The sequence below is a fragment of the Streptomyces sp. SYSU D01066-1 genome, from assembly GCF_054956795.1.
Genome location: NZ_JBUDHV010000042.1, coordinates 47,782 through 63,544, shown reverse-complemented (window position 1 = coordinate 63,544; position 15,763 = coordinate 47,782). Strand labels below are relative to the sequence as shown.

The 15,763-nt window shown below is 73.0% G+C and carries 16 protein-coding genes and 2 pseudogenes; 12 read left to right on the top strand and 6 right to left on the bottom strand.

The features are described from left to right. The 7 genes and pseudogenes from ACY1JF_RS28010 to ACY1JF_RS27980 form a co-directional block, all read left to right on the top strand. A pseudogene (locus ACY1JF_RS28010) lies at positions 1 to 237 on the top strand (aa3-type cytochrome oxidase subunit I); the annotation flags it as partial. After that, complete coding sequence (locus tag ACY1JF_RS28005) at positions 234 to 608, top strand: hypothetical protein (RefSeq protein ID WP_462708056.1); 375 nt, start codon at positions 234 to 236, stop codon at positions 606 to 608. The pseudogene ACY1JF_RS28010 and the gene ACY1JF_RS28005, both read left to right, overlap by 4 nt. Positions 609 to 745: 137 nt before the next feature. Then, a complete protein-coding gene (locus ACY1JF_RS28000) occupies positions 746 to 1,744 on the top strand; it encodes a TerC family protein (RefSeq protein ID WP_462708055.1) in 999 nt (332 codons plus the stop codon). A gap of 40 nt (positions 1,745 to 1,784) precedes the next feature. Further along, positions 1,785 to 1,997 (top strand): hypothetical protein, encoded by a 213-nt coding sequence (locus ACY1JF_RS27995; protein ID WP_462708054.1) that lies wholly within the window; start codon positions 1,785 to 1,787, stop codon positions 1,995 to 1,997. A gap of 123 nt (positions 1,998 to 2,120) precedes the next feature. Next, positions 2,121 to 2,885: an ATP synthase subunit B family protein gene (locus ACY1JF_RS27990; protein ID WP_462708053.1), complete on the top strand. Its 765-nt coding sequence runs from the start codon at positions 2,121 to 2,123 to the stop codon at positions 2,883 to 2,885. A 1-nt stretch (position 2,886) separates the two neighbouring features. Next, positions 2,887 to 3,306, top strand: coding sequence for a phage holin family protein (locus ACY1JF_RS27985; protein WP_462708052.1), 420 nt, complete (start codon positions 2,887 to 2,889; stop codon positions 3,304 to 3,306). Next, on the top strand, positions 3,282 to 3,959 hold the full coding sequence (locus ACY1JF_RS27980) for a DUF3618 domain-containing protein (RefSeq protein ID WP_462708051.1): 678 nt from the start codon (positions 3,282 to 3,284) through the stop codon (positions 3,957 to 3,959). Before ACY1JF_RS27985 ends, ACY1JF_RS27980 begins: the two co-directional genes overlap by 25 nt. 518 nt (positions 3,960 to 4,477) lie before the next feature. Here ACY1JF_RS27980 and ACY1JF_RS27975 read toward each other — a convergent pair. Next, complete coding sequence (locus ACY1JF_RS27975; protein ID WP_462708050.1) at positions 4,478 to 4,687, bottom strand: hypothetical protein; 210 nt, start codon at positions 4,685 to 4,687, stop codon at positions 4,478 to 4,480. A 669-nt stretch (positions 4,688 to 5,356) separates the two neighbouring features. On the opposite strand from ACY1JF_RS27975, the gene ACY1JF_RS27970 reads away from it, so the two are divergent. Further along, on the top strand, positions 5,357 to 6,127 hold the full coding sequence (locus ACY1JF_RS27970; RefSeq protein WP_462708049.1) for a polysaccharide deacetylase family protein: 771 nt from the start codon (positions 5,357 to 5,359) through the stop codon (positions 6,125 to 6,127). A 13-nt stretch (positions 6,128 to 6,140) separates the two neighbouring features. On the opposite strand, the gene ACY1JF_RS27965 is transcribed toward ACY1JF_RS27970, so the two are convergent. Genes ACY1JF_RS27965 through kdpF form a run of 4 tightly spaced genes read right to left on the bottom strand, consistent with a single transcriptional unit; the run spans position 6,141 to position 10,713 of the window. Beyond that, positions 6,141 to 6,809 carry a potassium-transporting ATPase subunit C gene (locus tag ACY1JF_RS27965; protein WP_462708048.1) on the bottom strand — a complete coding sequence of 223 codons (669 nt, stop codon included), beginning with the start codon at positions 6,807 to 6,809 and terminating at the stop codon, positions 6,141 to 6,143. Positions 6,810 to 6,826: 17 nt separating this feature from the next. Then, positions 6,827 to 8,953, bottom strand: a complete 2,127-nt coding sequence (gene kdpB / locus ACY1JF_RS27960; protein WP_462708047.1) for a potassium-transporting ATPase subunit KdpB — start codon at positions 8,951 to 8,953, stop codon at positions 6,827 to 6,829. Continuing rightward, positions 8,950 to 10,614: a potassium-transporting ATPase subunit KdpA gene (gene kdpA / locus ACY1JF_RS27955; RefSeq protein ID WP_462708046.1), complete on the bottom strand. Its 1,665-nt coding sequence runs from the start codon at positions 10,612 to 10,614 to the stop codon at positions 8,950 to 8,952. The genes kdpB and kdpA overlap by 4 nt, the downstream gene beginning before the upstream one ends. Positions 10,615 to 10,623: 9 nt before the next feature. Then, the gene (gene kdpF / locus ACY1JF_RS27950) at positions 10,624 to 10,713 is read right to left on the bottom strand and encodes a K(+)-transporting ATPase subunit F (RefSeq protein WP_462708045.1); all 90 of its coding nucleotides are present in this window, start codon (positions 10,711 to 10,713) and stop codon (positions 10,624 to 10,626) included. A 626-nt stretch (positions 10,714 to 11,339) separates the two neighbouring features. On the opposite strand from kdpF, the gene ACY1JF_RS27945 reads away from it, so the two are divergent. Genes ACY1JF_RS27945 through ACY1JF_RS27930 form a run of 4 tightly spaced genes read left to right on the top strand, consistent with a single transcriptional unit; the run spans position 11,340 to position 14,338 of the window. After that, entirely contained in the window at positions 11,340 to 11,609 is a 270-nt protein-coding gene (locus ACY1JF_RS27945) for a hypothetical protein (protein ID WP_462708044.1), read from the top strand. 28 nt (positions 11,610 to 11,637) lie between these two features. Then, entirely contained in the window at positions 11,638 to 12,471 is an 834-nt protein-coding gene (locus tag ACY1JF_RS27940) for a lysostaphin resistance A-like protein (RefSeq protein ID WP_462708043.1), read from the top strand. Next, positions 12,468 to 13,655 (top strand): sensor histidine kinase, encoded by a 1,188-nt coding sequence (locus ACY1JF_RS27935; RefSeq protein WP_462708042.1) that lies wholly within the window; start codon positions 12,468 to 12,470, stop codon positions 13,653 to 13,655. Before ACY1JF_RS27940 ends, ACY1JF_RS27935 begins: the two co-directional genes overlap by 4 nt. Then, the gene (locus ACY1JF_RS27930) at positions 13,652 to 14,338 is read left to right on the top strand and encodes a response regulator (protein WP_462708041.1); all 687 of its coding nucleotides are present in this window, start codon (positions 13,652 to 13,654) and stop codon (positions 14,336 to 14,338) included. The genes ACY1JF_RS27935 and ACY1JF_RS27930 overlap by 4 nt, the downstream gene beginning before the upstream one ends. A 396-nt stretch (positions 14,339 to 14,734) precedes the next feature. Here ACY1JF_RS27930 and ACY1JF_RS27925 read toward each other — a convergent pair. Next, a pseudogene (locus ACY1JF_RS27925) lies at positions 14,735 to 15,448 on the bottom strand (phosphatase PAP2 family protein); the annotation flags it as partial. Positions 15,449 to 15,763: the final 315 nt, after the last annotated feature.

Below are 15,763 nucleotides of genomic sequence, written 5' to 3'. Positions count from 1 at the left end.
ACCGCCCAGCGGGGCGAGAAAGTCCAGGTCGACGACCCCTGGGGCTACGGACGCTCCCTGGAGTGGGCCACCTCCTGCCCACCACCCCGGCACAACTTCTACACCCTGCCGAAGATCCGGTCCGAGTCCCCCGCCTTCGACCTGCACCATCCCGACATCTCCCAGTTCGACCAGAAGGAGAACACCGGCAAGCGGGACGTCCTGGACGCTCCGGGGCACGAGAGCGACCGCTCGTGAACCGGCCTCGGCCCGCCGCCTCACCGGACCCGCGAGCCGAGGCCCTGGCGCACCAGGTCGAGGGCTACCTCCTGGCCCACACCGAGCGGGAGCGGGCACGGCAGGAGGCCGTGGTCCTCTGCGACCGCCTGCCCTGGCTGACCACCGCGCAGGCCCAGGACCTCACCCGTCACTACACCGAACAGCGGCTCGTCCTCACCCGCAGCCTCCTGCGGGCCACCGTGAACCGCGCCGAGGAACTGCGCGGCGAGTACGAGGAGCGCTACGCCACCCTGCGCCGCACCCTGCTGCGACGGCACGCCGCGGCCGCCTCGGTCCTGCTCCTGGTCACCGGCACCGTGAGCGCGGCAAGCACCCTGCTGGCCCGGTAGCGCGGGGCCGGTACCCGCGGCGCGGACCGGCCCGGCCGGCACGGGTGCGGTGACCCGGGTGCGGGCGACAGGGCGGGGCGGGTGGGTCAGAATTCTCGCAGAGGCCGGTTTTCGCCCCCGCCCGTGAGGGGTCCGACGTGCTCGATGTTCCGTTCTGGCTGTGGACGGTGTTCGCCGTCACCGTGGTCGTGTCACTGGCCGTGGACCTGCTGGCGCACCGGAAGGCGCACGTCATCGGGTTCAAGGAGGCCGCCGCCTGGAGCGCGGTGTGGATCGGCCTCGCCCTCGTCTTCGGCGCGGTCGTCTTCCTGGTGCTGGGCACGACACCGGGCGTGGAGTACACCACCGCGTGGCTGCTGGAGAAGAGCCTGTCGGTGGACAACCTGTTCGTCTTCGCGCTGATCTTCGCCTACTTCAAGGTGCCGCGCGCCTACCAGCACCGCGTGCTGTTCTTCGGCGTCATGGGCGCGCTGGTGTTCCGGGGCGTCTTCCTGGCCGCCGGAGTGGCTGTGGTCAGCCGGTTCACCGCGGTGCTCTTCGTCTTCGCGGCCATCCTCTTCTACAGCACCTACAAGATCCTCAAGGGGGAGGACGAGAGCTTCGACCCGGGCAAGAGCATCGCCGTGCGGCTGCTGCGCAAGGCGGTGCCCGTGCGGGACGAGTACGCCGGGATGAGGTTCTTCGTGAAGGAGGCCGGCAAGCGGGTCGCCACCCCGCTGCTCGCCGTCGTGGCCGCGATCGAGGCGGCCGACCTGGTCTTCGCCGTGGACAGCGTGCCCGCCGTCCTCGCGGTCAGCGACGACGCCTTCATCGTCTACACCAGCAACGCGTTCGCCATCCTCGGGCTGCGGGCGCTGTACTTCCTGCTCGCCGGGCTGCTCGACCGGTTCCACTACCTCAGCAAGGGCCTCGCGCTGATCCTGTCCCTCATCGGCGTGAAGCTGATCCTCCAGGCGTCCCACAAGCTGTTCAGCAGCAGCATCCCGGAGATCCCGTCACCCATCAGCCTGGCGGTCATCGCCACGATCCTGGCCGTGTCCGTCGTCCTGAGCCTCCGGCGCCCCGGCCCCTCCGGCCCGTCCGGCCCGTCCGGCGCGGACGCCTCGACGGACGGGAACCATCACGACGAACCGTAAAAAATATCTCATTTTTCGTTAATCGTCGTACCTTGGACTTATGGGTAGGAACAAGCATGCGAACGCGCCACAGGCCGGGCACGTGTGCCCGGCCTGCCACCACCACGTACCCCCGGAGATCGCCCGGCACAAGACGATGGGGGTCTACGTCCCCCTGTGGAAGCCGGGCCACTGCCGCAACCCCGACTGCCCGGAGAACACGCGGCGGGAACCGGCCCCCCGGGCCGCTCCTGAGCTGCACGGACACCACTGAACCCGGGCGACCGGGCCCGGGGCGGAGAATCTCTCGTAGAAATGTGTGAATAGCTGTAAAACAGTCACTCATCAATAAAACCGGCTTACCGACGCGTCAACCTGTGTCGAGGAGGAGCGGCTGATGAGTGAGGCAGCGCGAGGCAACGCGACGAAGTTGCAGCAGACCGGCGAGACCGCCAAGGCGGAGGCGTCGGCCACGGCCGGTCAGGCCAGACAGGCCGCGGGCCAGGTCGCGGGTACCGCCGCCGAGCAGGCCAGGGCGGTGGCGGGGGAAGCACAGCGGCAGGCGGGCGCGGTCGCCCACGACCTGCGGGACCGTGCGTGGGGCGAGGCCGACGCGCAGGCCAAGCGGGCCGCCGGGACCCTGCGCCACTGGGCGGACGACCTGGCGGGAATGGCCGCGAAGGCCGGGAACGACTCACCCGCCCGCAGTCTCGCGGCCCGGGCCGCCGACAGCGGACGCCGGGCAGCCGACTACCTGGAGCGGCAAGGGGCCGAGGGGATCGTCTCCGAGGTGCAGGACTTCGCCCGTCGTCGTCCCGGCGCCTTCCTCGGCGGCACGCTGCTGGCGGGGCTGGCCGTCGGGCGTCTGGTGAAGCTGGGGGCCAAGGCGGACCAGGACCGGTCGGCCGGCTCCCAGGACGGACAGCAGGGGTTCACCGGAACGCCGTACGGAGAGCCGTACGGGCAGCAGTACGGGCAGGAGTCCGCCGTCCGTCCGGCCGGTCCGCCGCCGGGTGCCGCGTCGGGTACGGCGTCGGGTACGGCGTCGGACGCCGCGCGGAAGGTGTCATCAGGCGCCACGCAGGCGCCGACGCCGGGGATGCCGCCGTCCGCCGGCACGCCTCCGCGCCGTACGCCGGGCCACCCGTACCCGGAGGTGTGAGATGGCCACCGTCTCCTCCTCCGACCGGGTCAGGACGCGCGGCGAGGACAGCTCGGTGGGCGAGCTGCTGTCGGCCGTGACGTCGGACGTCCAGACCCTGTTCCGCCAGGAAGTCGAACTGGCCAAGACCGAGGTCAGACAGGAGGCGACCAAGGCCGGCAAGGCCGCCGGCATGTACGGCGGCGCGGGATTCGCGGGCTACATGGTGCTGCTGTTCCTGTCGCTGGCCGCCGTCCTGGGACTGGCCAACGTGGTGGACGGGGGCTGGGCCGCCCTGATCGTGGCAGCGGTGTGGGCCGTGGCCGCGGCCGTCCTGTACCAGCGGGGCCGTGCACGGATGCGCACCGTGGCACCGAAGCCCGAGCGAACCGTCGAATCGATCAAGGAGAATGCGCAATGGGCACGTCACCCGACCAGATGAGGGCCGAGATCAACGCCACTCGGGAGCGGCTGTCCGCGGACGTGGACCAGCTCGCGGACCGGGCCGTCCCACGACGCGTGGTCCGTCGCCGCGCCAGGAGGATGCGGGGCGCCGTCTCGGGCGTACGTGAGCGGGTCATGGGGTCCGCCTCCTCCACCGCCCACGGGGTCAGGAGCAGTGCCCAGTCGGCGGCCGGTTCGCTGCAGGAGGGCACCCACCAGGCGGCCGACACGGCACGCGAGGCGGCCGGAACGGCCGGGGAAGCGGTACGGCAGGCGCCCGACCAGGCGATGCGCCGGACCCAGGGCAGCCCGCTGGCCGCCGGTCTGGTCTCCTTCGGGCTCGGCGTGCTGGTGTCCTCGATGCTGCCCGCGTCCCAGGTGGAACGGGAGAAGGCCGGTGACCTGATGCAGCGGGGCGGTGAGGCACTGGAGCCGGTGAAGCAGGCGGCCGCCGACTCCGCGCAGCACCTGAAGGAAGGCGCCAGGGAGGCCGCGCAGAGCGCGGCGCAGGAGGTGAAGGACACCGCCGCGGAGGGCGCCCGCGCCACTCAGGACGAGGCGCGCGACCAGTCCGCCCGGGTGACCGGCCAGGCCCGCGAATCGAGCCGGCAGGTCGCCGACGAGGCCAGGAACCGGTCGGGGCCGGCCTGAGGGCCGGTGCGGGTCCCGGCGCGAGTCCGGTGAACACCGAACCGGGGCCGGTGGCTGGGGGGCGTGGCCGGTGGCCGGTGGCCGGGGCCCACGGCCGATGGATGGGGGCCGGGGCCCACGGCCGATGGCCGGGGCCGGGACCGGTGACCGGGGCCCACGGCCGATGGATGGGGGCCGGGGCCCACGGCCGGTGGCCGGGGCCCACGGCCAGTGACCGGTGGCCGGGGCCGGTGACCGGAGGCCGAGGTCCATGACCAGTGACCGAGGGCCGGGGGCCGGGACCGGCGGCCAGGACCGGTGACCGGGGTCCATGGCCGTGGTCACGGCCGTGCGGAAGGACCGGCCTCGAACCGGCCGACGCAGCAGGGAACCGGTCCGGTACCGCGGGCAAACGGACCGCGCCGCGGCGAACGGCCCGCGCCGCGAGCGAAATCGGTCCGGCACCACAAGAACGGAACGGCCCGGCCCGGCTCCTCGGGAGCCGGGCCGGGCCGTTCCGTGCGCCATGCGCCGTGCTGTCAGAGGGACGCGCTGACGCAGACGTGGCTGTACTGGCCGACGGTGCCCAGCACCTCGTCCTTGGCGGCGCCGGCCTGCGCCAGGACGTCCGCGTCGGCGACGGTCGCGGTCCCGACGGCGATGCCGACCTGCGGGTTCAGGCCGCCGGCGACGTTGTCGAGGTCGGCGTCGGAGATCTCGGCGGTCTCGATCCCAGGGGCGGAGTTCATCATGAAACTTCCCTTCGTATGGGTCATCCACAGGGGGGTGGCCCCGCTGGAGGCAGCCTGCGGGTCGTGCCGTGGACGCGCGGACCGGTGGCCCGGAACCCCCGCCCGTCCTTCGCGGCGCAGGGATCAAAACACGCCACGCACCGGAGCATCCAGCCGACCGGCCCGCGCCCCGGCCGGGCCCGGCGAACACGCGGCGGGACCGTGCAGGCGGGCACACGGCGCGGGGGCACCATCTCCACCTACCGTGCGGTACTCGGACGCGACGTCCACAGCTGCCGGGGGCGCGAAGAGGACACTCCGGATGAACCGAGCGTCACCACCCGGTCACTCGTGCGAATCCCTCGGGGGCCGGGCCGGTAATGCGTCTTCGGTGTGCGAGTTCGTGAAAAGGGGCGTGTGGCCCCGCCTGGAGGGTGCCCCCTCCAGGGACGTACCCCCGCCAGGAACGTGCCCCCGCCAGGAACGCAACCCCGCCAGAGAGGCGCCCCCACCAGCGAGGTGACCCACCTCACAAGGCCGGTCACTCACCGTCGTGTCCGCGATCCCTACCGGATCTGTCCGTGATCCGTAACGGACGCATCCCGTCGCCGCTTCCCCCCGTCCTGCCAAGTGACCACGGGACGGCCGGGGATCGACGGGCGACCACCACGGGAGAGCGGGGCGGACATGGCACGGCACAACGGCGGGCGGAGCTGGTACGGCAAGGTCTTCGGGACAGCGCTCGGGGTGACGCTGCTCGCCGTCGGCGCGTCGGTGTGGACCGCGCAGGCCGGCTCCGCGGGCAACGCCTCCCCGAAGGCGACCGCGTCGGCCACGCCGGCCGCCCTCAAGCCGGTCTCGGTGACCATCGCGCACGCCTCGGACGCGGGGGCGCGCGGCGTCAACATCACCATCGACGACGGTCCGGACCCGGTGTGGACCCCCCAAGTCCTCGACGTACTGCGGCAGTACGGGGTGAAGGCCACGTTCTGCATGGTGGGCACGCAGGCCGAGGCCTACCCGGACCTCGTGAAGCAGGTCGTCGCGGACGGGCACCGGCTGTGCGACCACACGGTGTCGCACGACACCGCCATGGACCAGAAGACCCCGGCCTACCGGGCGAAGGAGATCCTCGACGCCGAACGCATGATCACCGAGGCGTCCGGGGGTGTACGGCCGGTGTACTACCGCGCCCCCGGCGGCGCCTTCACCCCCGACAGCCGCGAGCTCGCCGCCTCCCGCGGCATGCGTCCGCTGGGCTGGAACGTGGACACCAAGGACTGGGAACTGCCGGGCGCGGACGCCATCGTGGCCACCGTCGAGCAGCAGCTTTCCAACGGGCCGACGCTCCTCTTCCACGACGCCGGCGGCGACCGCGCCCAGACCGTCGAGGCGCTGCGCCGCGTCCTGCCCTGGCTCGAGGAGCAGGGGTACTCCTTCGGCTTCCCGGTGCGCTGAACCGCCCCGGCGGTCACTCCTGGGCCACGAGTTCCCTGAGCGCGGCGTTCAGTTCGAGCACGTTCACCCGGGGCTCGCCCAGGAAGCCGAGGGTGCGGCCCTCGGTGTGCGCGTCGACGAGGCCCCGGACCCGGGCGACGGACAGCCCGTTGCGCTCGGCGACCCGGGGGGCTTGAAGCTCCGCGTACTCCGGGGAGATGTGCGGGTCCAGGCCGGAGCCGGAGGAGGTGACCGCGTCGGCGGGTACGTCGGCGGGGTCGACGGTGTGGCCGGGTACGGAGTTGTCCTCGACGACGGCGGCCCGGGCGGCCTTCACCCACGCGATCAGTTCGGCGTTGTCGGCGGAGCGGTTGGTGGCACCGGAGAGGACCAGCTCGTACCGGGTGTTGACGCTGTTGGTGCCCAGGCCGCCCGCCGGCCGGCCCTGGAACCACTTGAGGTCGGGCTCCGGCTTCTCCTGACCGTCCCTCAGCGGCAGGGTGTACGCCTGCCCGATCAGGGACGAGCCGACGACCCGGCCGCCCGACTCGGTCTCGGAGCCGTTCGCCCTGCCGGGGAACAGGCCCTGGGCGATGCCGGTGACGACCAGCGGGTAGACGACGCCGGTGACCACGGTCAGCACGAGGAGGGCGCGCAGGCCCGCCCCGAGCAGCCGGGCGGTGGTGGTGACGGAGGTGTTCATGTCTTCCAGCCGATCCTTCAGCCGATCCCGGGGACGAGCGAGACGATCAGGTCGATGAGCTTGATGCCGGCGAACGGGGCGATGAGCCCGCCCAGCCCGTACACGGCGAGGTTGCGGCGGAGCAGCCGGTCGGCGCCGGCCGGCCGGTAGCGCACTCCCCTGAGGGCGAGCGGCACCAGGGCGACGATGATCAGCGCGTTGAAGATCACCGCCGACAGAATCGCGGAGTTCGGCGAGGACAGGCCCATGACGTTGAGCTTGTCCAGGCCCGGGTAGACGGCCGCGAACAGCGCCGGGATGATCGCGAAGTACTTGGCGACGTCGTTGGCGAGGGAGAACGTGGTCAGCGCGCCCCGGGTGATCAGCAGCTGCTTGCCGATCTCGACGATCTCGATCAGCTTGGTCGGGTCGGAGTCGAGGTCGACCATGTTGCCGGCCTCCTTGGCGGCCGACGTACCGGTGTTCATGGCCACGCCGACGTCGGCCTGCGCGAGCGCGGGCGCGTCGTTGGTGCCGTCGCCGGTCATCGCGACCAGCTTGCCGCCGGCCTGCTCCCGTTCGATCAGGGCCATCTTGTCCTCGGGGGTGGCCTCGGCGAGGAAGTCGTCGACGCCCGCCTCGTCCGCGATGGCCTTCGCGGTCAGCGGGTTGTCACCCGTGATCATCACCGTCCGGATGCCCATGCGGCGCAGTTCGTCGAACCGCTCGCGCATGCCGTCCTTGACGACGTCCTTGAGGTGCACGACGCCCAGCACCCGGGCGCCGTCGGCGTCCTCGACCGCGACGGGCAGCGGGGTGCCGCCCGCCTCGGAGATCCGGGCGACGGTCGCCTCCGCGTCCTCGGCCACCGTGCCGCCGCGCTCCTCGACCCAGGCGATGACCGAACCGGCCGCGCCCTTGCGGACCTTGCGGCCGTCCACGTCCACGCCCGACATCCGGGTCCGCGCGGTGAACTTGATCCACTCGGCGCCGGCCAGCTCCCCCTGGTGGCGTTCGCGCAGCCCGTACTCCTCCTTCGCGAGGACGACGATCGACCGGCCCTCGGGCGTCTCGTCGGCCAGCGAGGAGAGCTGGGCGGCGTCCGCCACCTCCGCCTGTGCCGTCCCGCGCACCGGCACGAACTCGGCGGCCCGCCGGTCGCCCAGGGTGATCGTGCCGGTCTTGTCCAGCAGCAGTGTGGAGACGTCACCGGCGGCCTCCACCGCGCGGCCCGACATCGCGAGCACGTTGCGCCGCACCAGGCGGTCCATGCCCGCGATGCCGATCGCGGAGAGCAGGGCGCCGATGGTGGTCGGGATCAGGCAGACCAGCAGCGCGACCAGCACGACCATCGTCAGTTCGGTGCCCGCGTGGGCCGCGAAGGGCGGGAGCGTGGCGCAGGCCAGCAGGAAGACGACGGTCAGCGAGGCCAGCAGGATGTTCAGGGCGGTCTCGTTGGGCGTCTTCTGCCGGGCGGCGCCCTCCACCAGGCCGATCATCCGGTCGATGAAGGTCTCGCCGGGCCGGGTGGTGATCCGCACGACGATGCGGTCGGAGAGCACCTTGGTGCCGCCGGTGACGGCGGACCGGTCGCCGCCGGACTCGCGGATGACGGGCGCCGACTCTCCGGTGATCGCCGACTCGTCGACGGACGCGACGCCCTCGACGACGTCGCCGTCCCCGGGTATGACGTCCCCGGCCTCGCAGACGACCAGGTCACCGACGGCGAGGTCGGTGCCGGGGACCGTGCTGCCGTCGACCCGCCGGGCCACCGTGCCGGTCCTGGCCCGGCGCAGGGTGTCGGCCTGCGCCTTGCCGCGGCCCTCGGCGACCGCCTCCGCCAGGTTGGCGAAGAGCACGGTCAGCCAGAGCCAGGCGCTGATGGTCCAGCCGAACCAGTCGCCGGGGTCGGTGGCGGAGAACGCCGTGGTCAGCACGGCCCCGACCAGGACCACGAACATGACCGGCGACTTCACCATCGTCCGCGGGTCGAGCTTGCGGAAGGCGTCCGGCAGCGAGGTGAGCAGGTGCTCGGGTCCGAAGAGGCCCGCGCCCGCGCGGCCGGCCCCCTCGGACGTACGGCCGCCGGGTGCGGCGCGGTGCGGCGCCCGGGTCTCGGTGGTGGTGGACATCGGGTCCTCGTACTCCCGTGTGTCGGTGGTCATGCCGCCAGCCCCTCGGCGAGCGGCCCCAGCGCCAGCGCCGGGAAGTAGGTCAGACCGGTGACGATCAGGACGGCGCCCACCAGCAACCCCGTGAACAGGGGCTTGTCGGTGCGCAGGGTGCCCGCGGTGGCCGGCACCGGCCGCTGCCCGGCCAGCGAGCCCGCGAGCGCCAGGACGAACACCATCGGCAGGAAGCGGCCCAGCAGCATGGCGAGGCCCAGGGTGGTGTTGAACCACTGGGTGTCGGCGTTCAGACCGGCGAAGGCCGAGCCGTTGTTGTTGGACGCGGAGGTGTAGGCGTACAGGATCTCGGAGAAGCCGTGCGCCCCGCTGTTGGCCGTCGAGTCGCCCGGGGTGGGCAGGGCGACCGCCAGCGCGGTGCCGACCAGGACCAGCGCGGGGGTGACGAGGAGGTAGCAGGCGGCGTACTTGATCTCCCGGGTGCCGATCTTCCGGCCCAGGTACTCCGGCGTGCGCCCGACCATGAGCCCGGCGACGAACACCGCGATGACCGCCATGACCAGCATGCCGTACAGCCCGGAGCCGACCCCGCCGGGGGCGATCTCGCCCAGCATCATGCCGAGCAGGGTGATGCCGCCGCCGAGGCCGGTGAAGGACGAGTGGAAGGAGTTCACGGCGCCGGTGGAGGTCAGGGTGGTGGACACCGCGAAGAGTGAGGAGCCGACGATGCCGAAGCGCACTTCCTTGCCCTCCATCGCCCCGCCCGCGATCTCCAGCGCCGGGCCCTGGTGGGCGGACTCGGTCCACATCATCAGGGCGACGAAGCCGGCCCAGATGGCGCCCATCGCCGCGAGGATCGCGTAGCCCTGCCGCACCGAGCCGGCCATGACGCCGAAGGTCCGGGTCAGGGCGACCGGGATCAGCAGGAGCAGGAAGATCTCGAAGAGGTTGGTGAAGGGGGTGGGGTTCTCGTAGGGGTGGGCGCTGTTGGCGTTGAAGTAGCCGCCGCCGTTGGTGCCCAGCTCCTTGATGGCCTCCTGCGAGGCGACCGCGCCGCCGTTCCACTGCTGCGTGCCGCCGGTGAACCGGCCGGCCTCGTGGATGCCGGAGAAGTTCTGGATGACGCCGCACGCCACCAGCACCACGGCGGCCACGGCCGCGAGTGGTACGAGGACGCGGACCACTCCGCGTACCAGGTCGGCCCAGAAGTTGCCCAGCTCACCGGTACCGGAGCGGACGAAGCCGCGTACGAGGGCCACGGCGACGGCCATGCCGACGGCCGCCGAGACGAAGTTCTGCACGGCCAGACCGGCGGTCTGCACGACGTGGCCCATGGTCTGTTCGCCGTAGTACGACTGCCAGTTGGTGTTGGTCACGAAGGAGACGGCGGTGTTGAACGCCTGGTCCGGGTCGACGGACGCGAAGTCCAGCGAGCCGGGCAGCACGCCCTGGAGCCGCTGGAGCAGGTAGAGGAAGAGGACACCGGCCAGGGAGAAGGCGAGGACACCGCGCAGATACGCGGGCCAGCGCATCCGCGTGTCCGGGTCGGCACCGATGGCGCGGTAGATCCACTTCTCGGCCCGCAGGTGCCTGGGGGACGAGTAGACCCGGGCCATGTGGTCGCCGAGGGGGATGTGGGCGAGCGCCAGCGCGGCGACGAGCGCGAGCGACTGGAGCACGCCGGCGAGGACGGGGCTCATGGGGCGCTCTCAGAACCTCTCCGGGTGGATGAGGGCGAGGACGAGGTAACCGAGCAGGGAGACGGCCACGACCAGGCCGACGACGTTCTCGGCGGTCACAGCTTCGTCACCCCCTTGGCGACGAGGGCCACGAGCGCGAACGCCGCGATCGTGGTGACGACGAAGGCCACGTCGGCCATCGCGAGCTCCTAGTGAGGTGCGGAGAAGAACCTGCCGTGTCGAGGAAAGCCCCTCCGTGGCCGGATCCGTACCGCCGTTGACAGCTCCCTTACGTCGGCGCGGACACCTTTGACGCTTCCCTTACGGTGCTTACGGCACTTATGACGCTTGCGGTGCTCATGACCCTTGCGGCGCCTACGGCTGCGTCCGCGCCCCGGCGCGCGGACCGGTGGCCGGTGCCGGACGGTCCGCCACCGGCCACCGGCCACCGGCCACCGGCCACCGACTAGCGGCCACCCGTTCCTTGACGCCAGAACCCCGGACCCCGGACCCCGACCCACGGCCCACGGGCCCACGGGCTCGCGGCCTCCCCGCCACCCTGGCCTCCCCACCCGCACCGCCGGAGCCAGCCGAGGAACCCCCCGAACTCCCCCAAAGCGGCCCGAGTCACCGGTTCGGGCCCCTCCCCCGTGGTCGGCTCCCCCCTGCTGTCCCCCACGTGAGCCACACGCAAGTCCGCCCCACGGGGTGACGATCCCGGGCCGCCGTTTCCCTAGATTCCAGGTGTGGCCGCCGGAGACCGGAGAGGCCGCTTCCACCCCCTCCTCCCCCGGTCCTTCCTGGAGTTCCTCATGCCGCGCACGCCCGAGGCAACCGCGACGGCCGCGCTGTGCTGTGCCGCGGCCGGTGACGGCCCGGTCGCCCCGGCCGGTCACTCGACGGGCGGGCCGGCCACCGCCGCCGAGAGCGGCCACCACACCCGCGCCGACCGCCCCGGCCCCGCCGTCGGGGCCGGCCGGAACGTCACCCCCCAGGCCGCCGCCGACCAGCGCTGACCACCCCCGCACCCGAAGGAGAGTTCTCATGAAGTTCGTCTGGCAGCTGCTGACCGTGGTGGTCATCTCGATGGCCGGGGGCCAGGCCCTCATAGCCGTGGAGGACAGCCCCTGGCTCCAACTGGCCGCCGGAGCGGTGACCGTCGCACTCGGGCTGTACCTCTACGGGTGGGTGGTACGCCGCACCGAGCACCGCCCCTGCGCCGAAGTGTCCCTGGACGGTGCCGCGCCCGCGTTCGGGCGGGGCCTGCTGATCGGCGCCGCGGTCTTCGGCGCCGTCATCGCGAACCTCTACACCGCCGGGTACTACGAGGTCGACGGCCTCGGGTCGCCGACCGGCGCGGTCGGGCTGCTCGGCTTCATGGCCGGCGCCGCCGTGACGGAGGAACTGCTGTACCGCGGCGTGCTGTTCCGCCACGTCGAGAAGCTCACCGGCACCTGGCTCGCGCTGGTCCTCACCGGCCTGCTGTTCGGCGCGTCCCACCTGCTCAACCCGGACGCCTCCGTGTGGGGCGCCGTCGCCATCGCCATCGAGGCCGGCGGCATGCTCACCGCCGCCTACGTCGCCACCCGCCGGCTGTGGGTCCCCATCGGCCTGCACTTCGGCTGGAACTTCGTCGCGTCCGGCGTCTTCAGCACCGAGGTCTCCGGCAACGACACCCCGCAGGGCCTGCTCGACTCCACGATGTCCGGTCCGGTGGCGCTCACCGGCGGGGACTTCGGCCCGGAGGGCAGCGTGTACTCGGTGGTGTTCGGCGCCGCGGTCACCATCGTGTTCATGGCGCTGGCCCGCCGCCGGGGCCACCTGGTTCCCCTGCGGCGTGCCGACCGCGCGGCCGCGACCGCTACGCTCGCCCGGTGAGCGCACTGCTGAACGCCGTACCGGCCCGGCTGCGACACGCGGCCGGGCGGTGGCGCGGCGTCGACGTCACCGCCTGGTACGTCGTGCTGGGCCCGCTGCTCCTGGTCACCTCGTTCATGCCGTCGCTGCACCACCACGGCACGCAGCTCGGCGGGGTGGCGGACCGGCCCTTCGACGCGCTGGCGGTGCCGGCCGTCGCCCTGCAGTGCCTCCCGCTGACGGTGTGCCGGCGCCGGCCGACGGCCTGTCTGGCCCTGGCGTCCACGGGCTTCGCCCTCGACCAGCTGCGCGGCTACCACTCCGTGGCGGGCACCGCGATCGCCTTCGCGCTGCTGGGCGCCGGCTCCCGGATCGAACGGCACCGGCGGATCACCGCGCTGGCCCTCACGGTGGCGTACGTACCGCTGTCCGTCGCCCTCGCCCGCCTCGGGTCGGTCGACGCGGTCAGTGAGTACGCCACGTTCTACGTGGTGACGGCCCTGATGTGGGGCATGGGCTCGTGGCTGCGCTCCGCCCGGCACGCGGAGGCGGAACGCCGCGTCCGGGTCGCCGAGGAGACCCGTACCGCCGAACGCACCCGGATCGCCCGCGAGTTGCACGACGTGGTGACCCACCATGTGACGGCGATGGTCGTGCAGGCCGAGGCGGCCCGCTATCTGACCGCCGCGCCCGACCGCCTCGACCAGACCCTGACCGCCGTGTCGCAGACCGGCCGGCAGGCCATCGGCGACCTGCGGCACCTGCTCGACCTGCTCAACCCCGACCACGGCACCCGCTCGCCCGAGGACCGGACACCGCACGTCGGTACCCTCGGCTCGCTGGTCGAACAGACCCGCCGGGCGGGCCAGCCGGTGGAGTTCACCGAGGAGGGCACCGCGCCGGAGTCGGCCGGCAGCGCCCACCTGGTGGCCTACCGGGTGGTGCAGGAAGCCCTGACGAACGCGCTCAAGTACGCCCACGGCATCCGCACCTCGGTCGCGGTGCGCCACGGCGAGAAGGAGATCACCGTGGAGGTCAGCACGGAGGGGGCGGGCGACCGGTCGGCGTCCCCCGGCGGCAGCGGACGGGGCCTGGCCGGACTGCGGGAGCGGGTCGACGTGCTGGGCGGCGAGTTCAGCGCGGGCGGCCGGCCGGGCGGCGGCTTCACGGTGCGGGCCCGCATCCCTTCCGGGAGCCCGTCGTGAGCACCCCGGCCGCCACCGGGGCGGCGGCCCCGACGCGGGTCCTGGTCTGCGACGACCAGGTACTGATCCGCACCGGCCTGGTCACCATCATCGACGCCCAGCCCGACCTCTCGGTGGCCGGGGAGTGCGGCGACGGGCAGGCCGCCGTCGACCTCGCCGGCCGGCTGTGCCCGGACGTCGTGGTGATGGACATCCGCATGCCGGGGCTCGACGGCATCGAGGCCACCCGGCTGCTGGCCGGCGCCGGGGTGGCACACCCCGTCAAGGTCCTGGTGGTGACGACGTTCAACCTCGACGCGTACGTCTACGAGGCCCTGCGCGCCGGTGCCAGCGGCTTCCTGCTGAAGGACGCGCCGCCCGACCGGCTGCTGCACGGCATCCGCACCGTCGCCACGGGCGCGGCCCTGCTGGACCCCGAGGTGACCCGGCGGCTGGTGGGCCGGTACGCCACCCGCATCCGCCCCGCCGAGCAGGGCGCGGATCCGGATGTGCCGCTGACGCCGCGGGAACTGGAGGTGCTGCGCCTGATCGCGGACGGCCTGTCCAACACCGAGATCGCCGCGGCGCTGCTGATCAGCCGGGAGACCGTCAAGACGTTCGTCTCCCGCATCCTCACCAAACTGGGCCTGCGCGACCGCGTCCAGGCCGTCGTGTACGCCTACCGGCATGGGCTGGTGACCTGAACTCGGTCGTCCGGCCGTTACTTCCGGCGGTGTCCAGCCGCGGCCCGGTTGCCTAAGGTCACCTCCCGTGAGAAAAGTGATCCGACCGGAGCTACCGCTGCTCGTGGTGGCGGCGGCCACCGTGCCGCTGGACGCGGCGAGCCCGTGGTGGGCGGTGGCGACGGCGGTGCTGTCGGGTGCGGGCGGCGCGCGTGCGGGCACCGCCCGTGCGGCGGCCGGGGTGCTGGCGGGCGCGGTGGCCGCGGCCGTGGCGGCGGTGGGTGCCGTCCCGTCGTGGATCGCGCACGGCGACCGGTTCGTGGCCGTCCTGGCCGGGGCGGGCGTACTGCCGTGGTGCGCCGGCCGGTTCCGGCGCCAGTACCGCGCGCTGGTGCGGGCCGGCTGGGAGCGGGCCGGGCACGGGAGCCGCGTAGCGCGGGCGCGGTACGGCCGCCGAGCAGCGCGGTCGCGGCGCGGGCGGACGCCCACCAGCACCAGTGCCGTCGCCACCGCGGCCCCGAGCGCCGCGCCCGCCACCACGTCGTGCGGGTAGTGCGCGCCCGCCGCCACCCGCGCCGCCGCCACCGCCGCCGCGAGCGGCAGGGTGACGGCGGCCAGGCGGGGGCGGAGCACGGCCAGGCCGGCGGCGAGTCCGGCGGCCAGCGTGGCGTGGTTGCTGGGGAAGGCCCAGTCACCCGCCCCGGGGCACTCGGCGACCGGCTCCGCACCCGGTACGGCACGGCAGGGCCGTTCCTCGTCCACCACCAGCTTCAGCGCCTCGCTGACCGCGTACGCCACCGCCGTACCGGCGACGGCCAGGACCGTCCCCACCGCCGTACGGACGTCACGGGCGCGCAGCGCGGTCCAGCCCAGGTACGCGGCCAGCAGCCCGAGGACGAGCAGCAGACCGTCGCCGGCCCCCTCCGCGAGCGCGCCCGCCCAGGACGGGCCGCCGGCCATCGCGTCGTTCACCTCCCGGAACACCGAGGCCGAGACACCACCGGTCACCCGTACCGGCCTCGCCTCACCGAGGCCGCCGGGGTACAGAAGGGCGGTCGCACCGCCGCCCACGACCAGCGCGCCCGCCCCGCCGCCGATCCGGAACTTCCTTCCAGGCACCTTCGCTTCCATGGGGACCGACGCCAGGGACGCCGACCCGTCGGCACCCGGGCCGAAGGACAGGGCCGACCCCCGACGATCGTCATGGTCGACAGGGCGGACGGGACGGTGCAGAGCAGGGCGGGCAGGGTCGTCCGCATCGCCGCCCAGCATCATCACGTACCGCAACTGTCATGTTGCCGAGAAGACCTCAATGGCGAAGATGACCGGCACGGGCCTGGTGGCCCCGGTGTCCCAGATTCTGTCGGCCACGAACAGGCCCCGGTATCTCCTCGCGCCTGCGGGGTGGATACCGGGGCTCTTTCTACATCTACGGCGGCAGATGCT

Bases quoted from the DNA above. Each gene is read 5' to 3' on its own strand.
- ACY1JF_RS27995 (WP_462708054.1), top strand. From the start codon at position 1,785: ATGGGTAGGAACAAGCATGCGAACGCGCCACAGGCCGGGCACGTGTGC.
- ACY1JF_RS27990 (WP_462708053.1), top strand. From the start codon at position 2,121: ATGAGTGAGGCAGCGCGAGGCAACGCGACGAAGTTGCAGCAGACCGGC.
- ACY1JF_RS27985 (WP_462708052.1), top strand. From the start codon at position 2,887: ATGGCCACCGTCTCCTCCTCCGACCGGGTCAGGACGCGCGGCGAGGAC.
- ACY1JF_RS27980 (WP_462708051.1), top strand. From the start codon at position 3,282: ATGGGCACGTCACCCGACCAGATGAGGGCCGAGATCAACGCCACTCGG.
- ACY1JF_RS27975 (WP_462708050.1), bottom strand. From the start codon at position 4,687: ATGAACTCCGCCCCTGGGATCGAGACCGCCGAGATCTCCGACGCCGAC.
- ACY1JF_RS27970 (WP_462708049.1), top strand. From the start codon at position 5,357: ATGGCACGGCACAACGGCGGGCGGAGCTGGTACGGCAAGGTCTTCGGG.
- ACY1JF_RS27965 (WP_462708048.1), bottom strand. From the start codon at position 6,809: ATGAACACCTCCGTCACCACCACCGCCCGGCTGCTCGGGGCGGGCCTG.
- kdpB (WP_462708047.1), bottom strand. From the start codon at position 8,953: ATGACCACCGACACACGGGAGTACGAGGACCCGATGTCCACCACCACC.
- kdpA (WP_462708046.1), bottom strand. From the start codon at position 10,614: ATGAGCCCCGTCCTCGCCGGCGTGCTCCAGTCGCTCGCGCTCGTCGCC.
- ACY1JF_RS27940 (WP_462708043.1), top strand. From the start codon at position 11,638: ATGAAGTTCGTCTGGCAGCTGCTGACCGTGGTGGTCATCTCGATGGCC.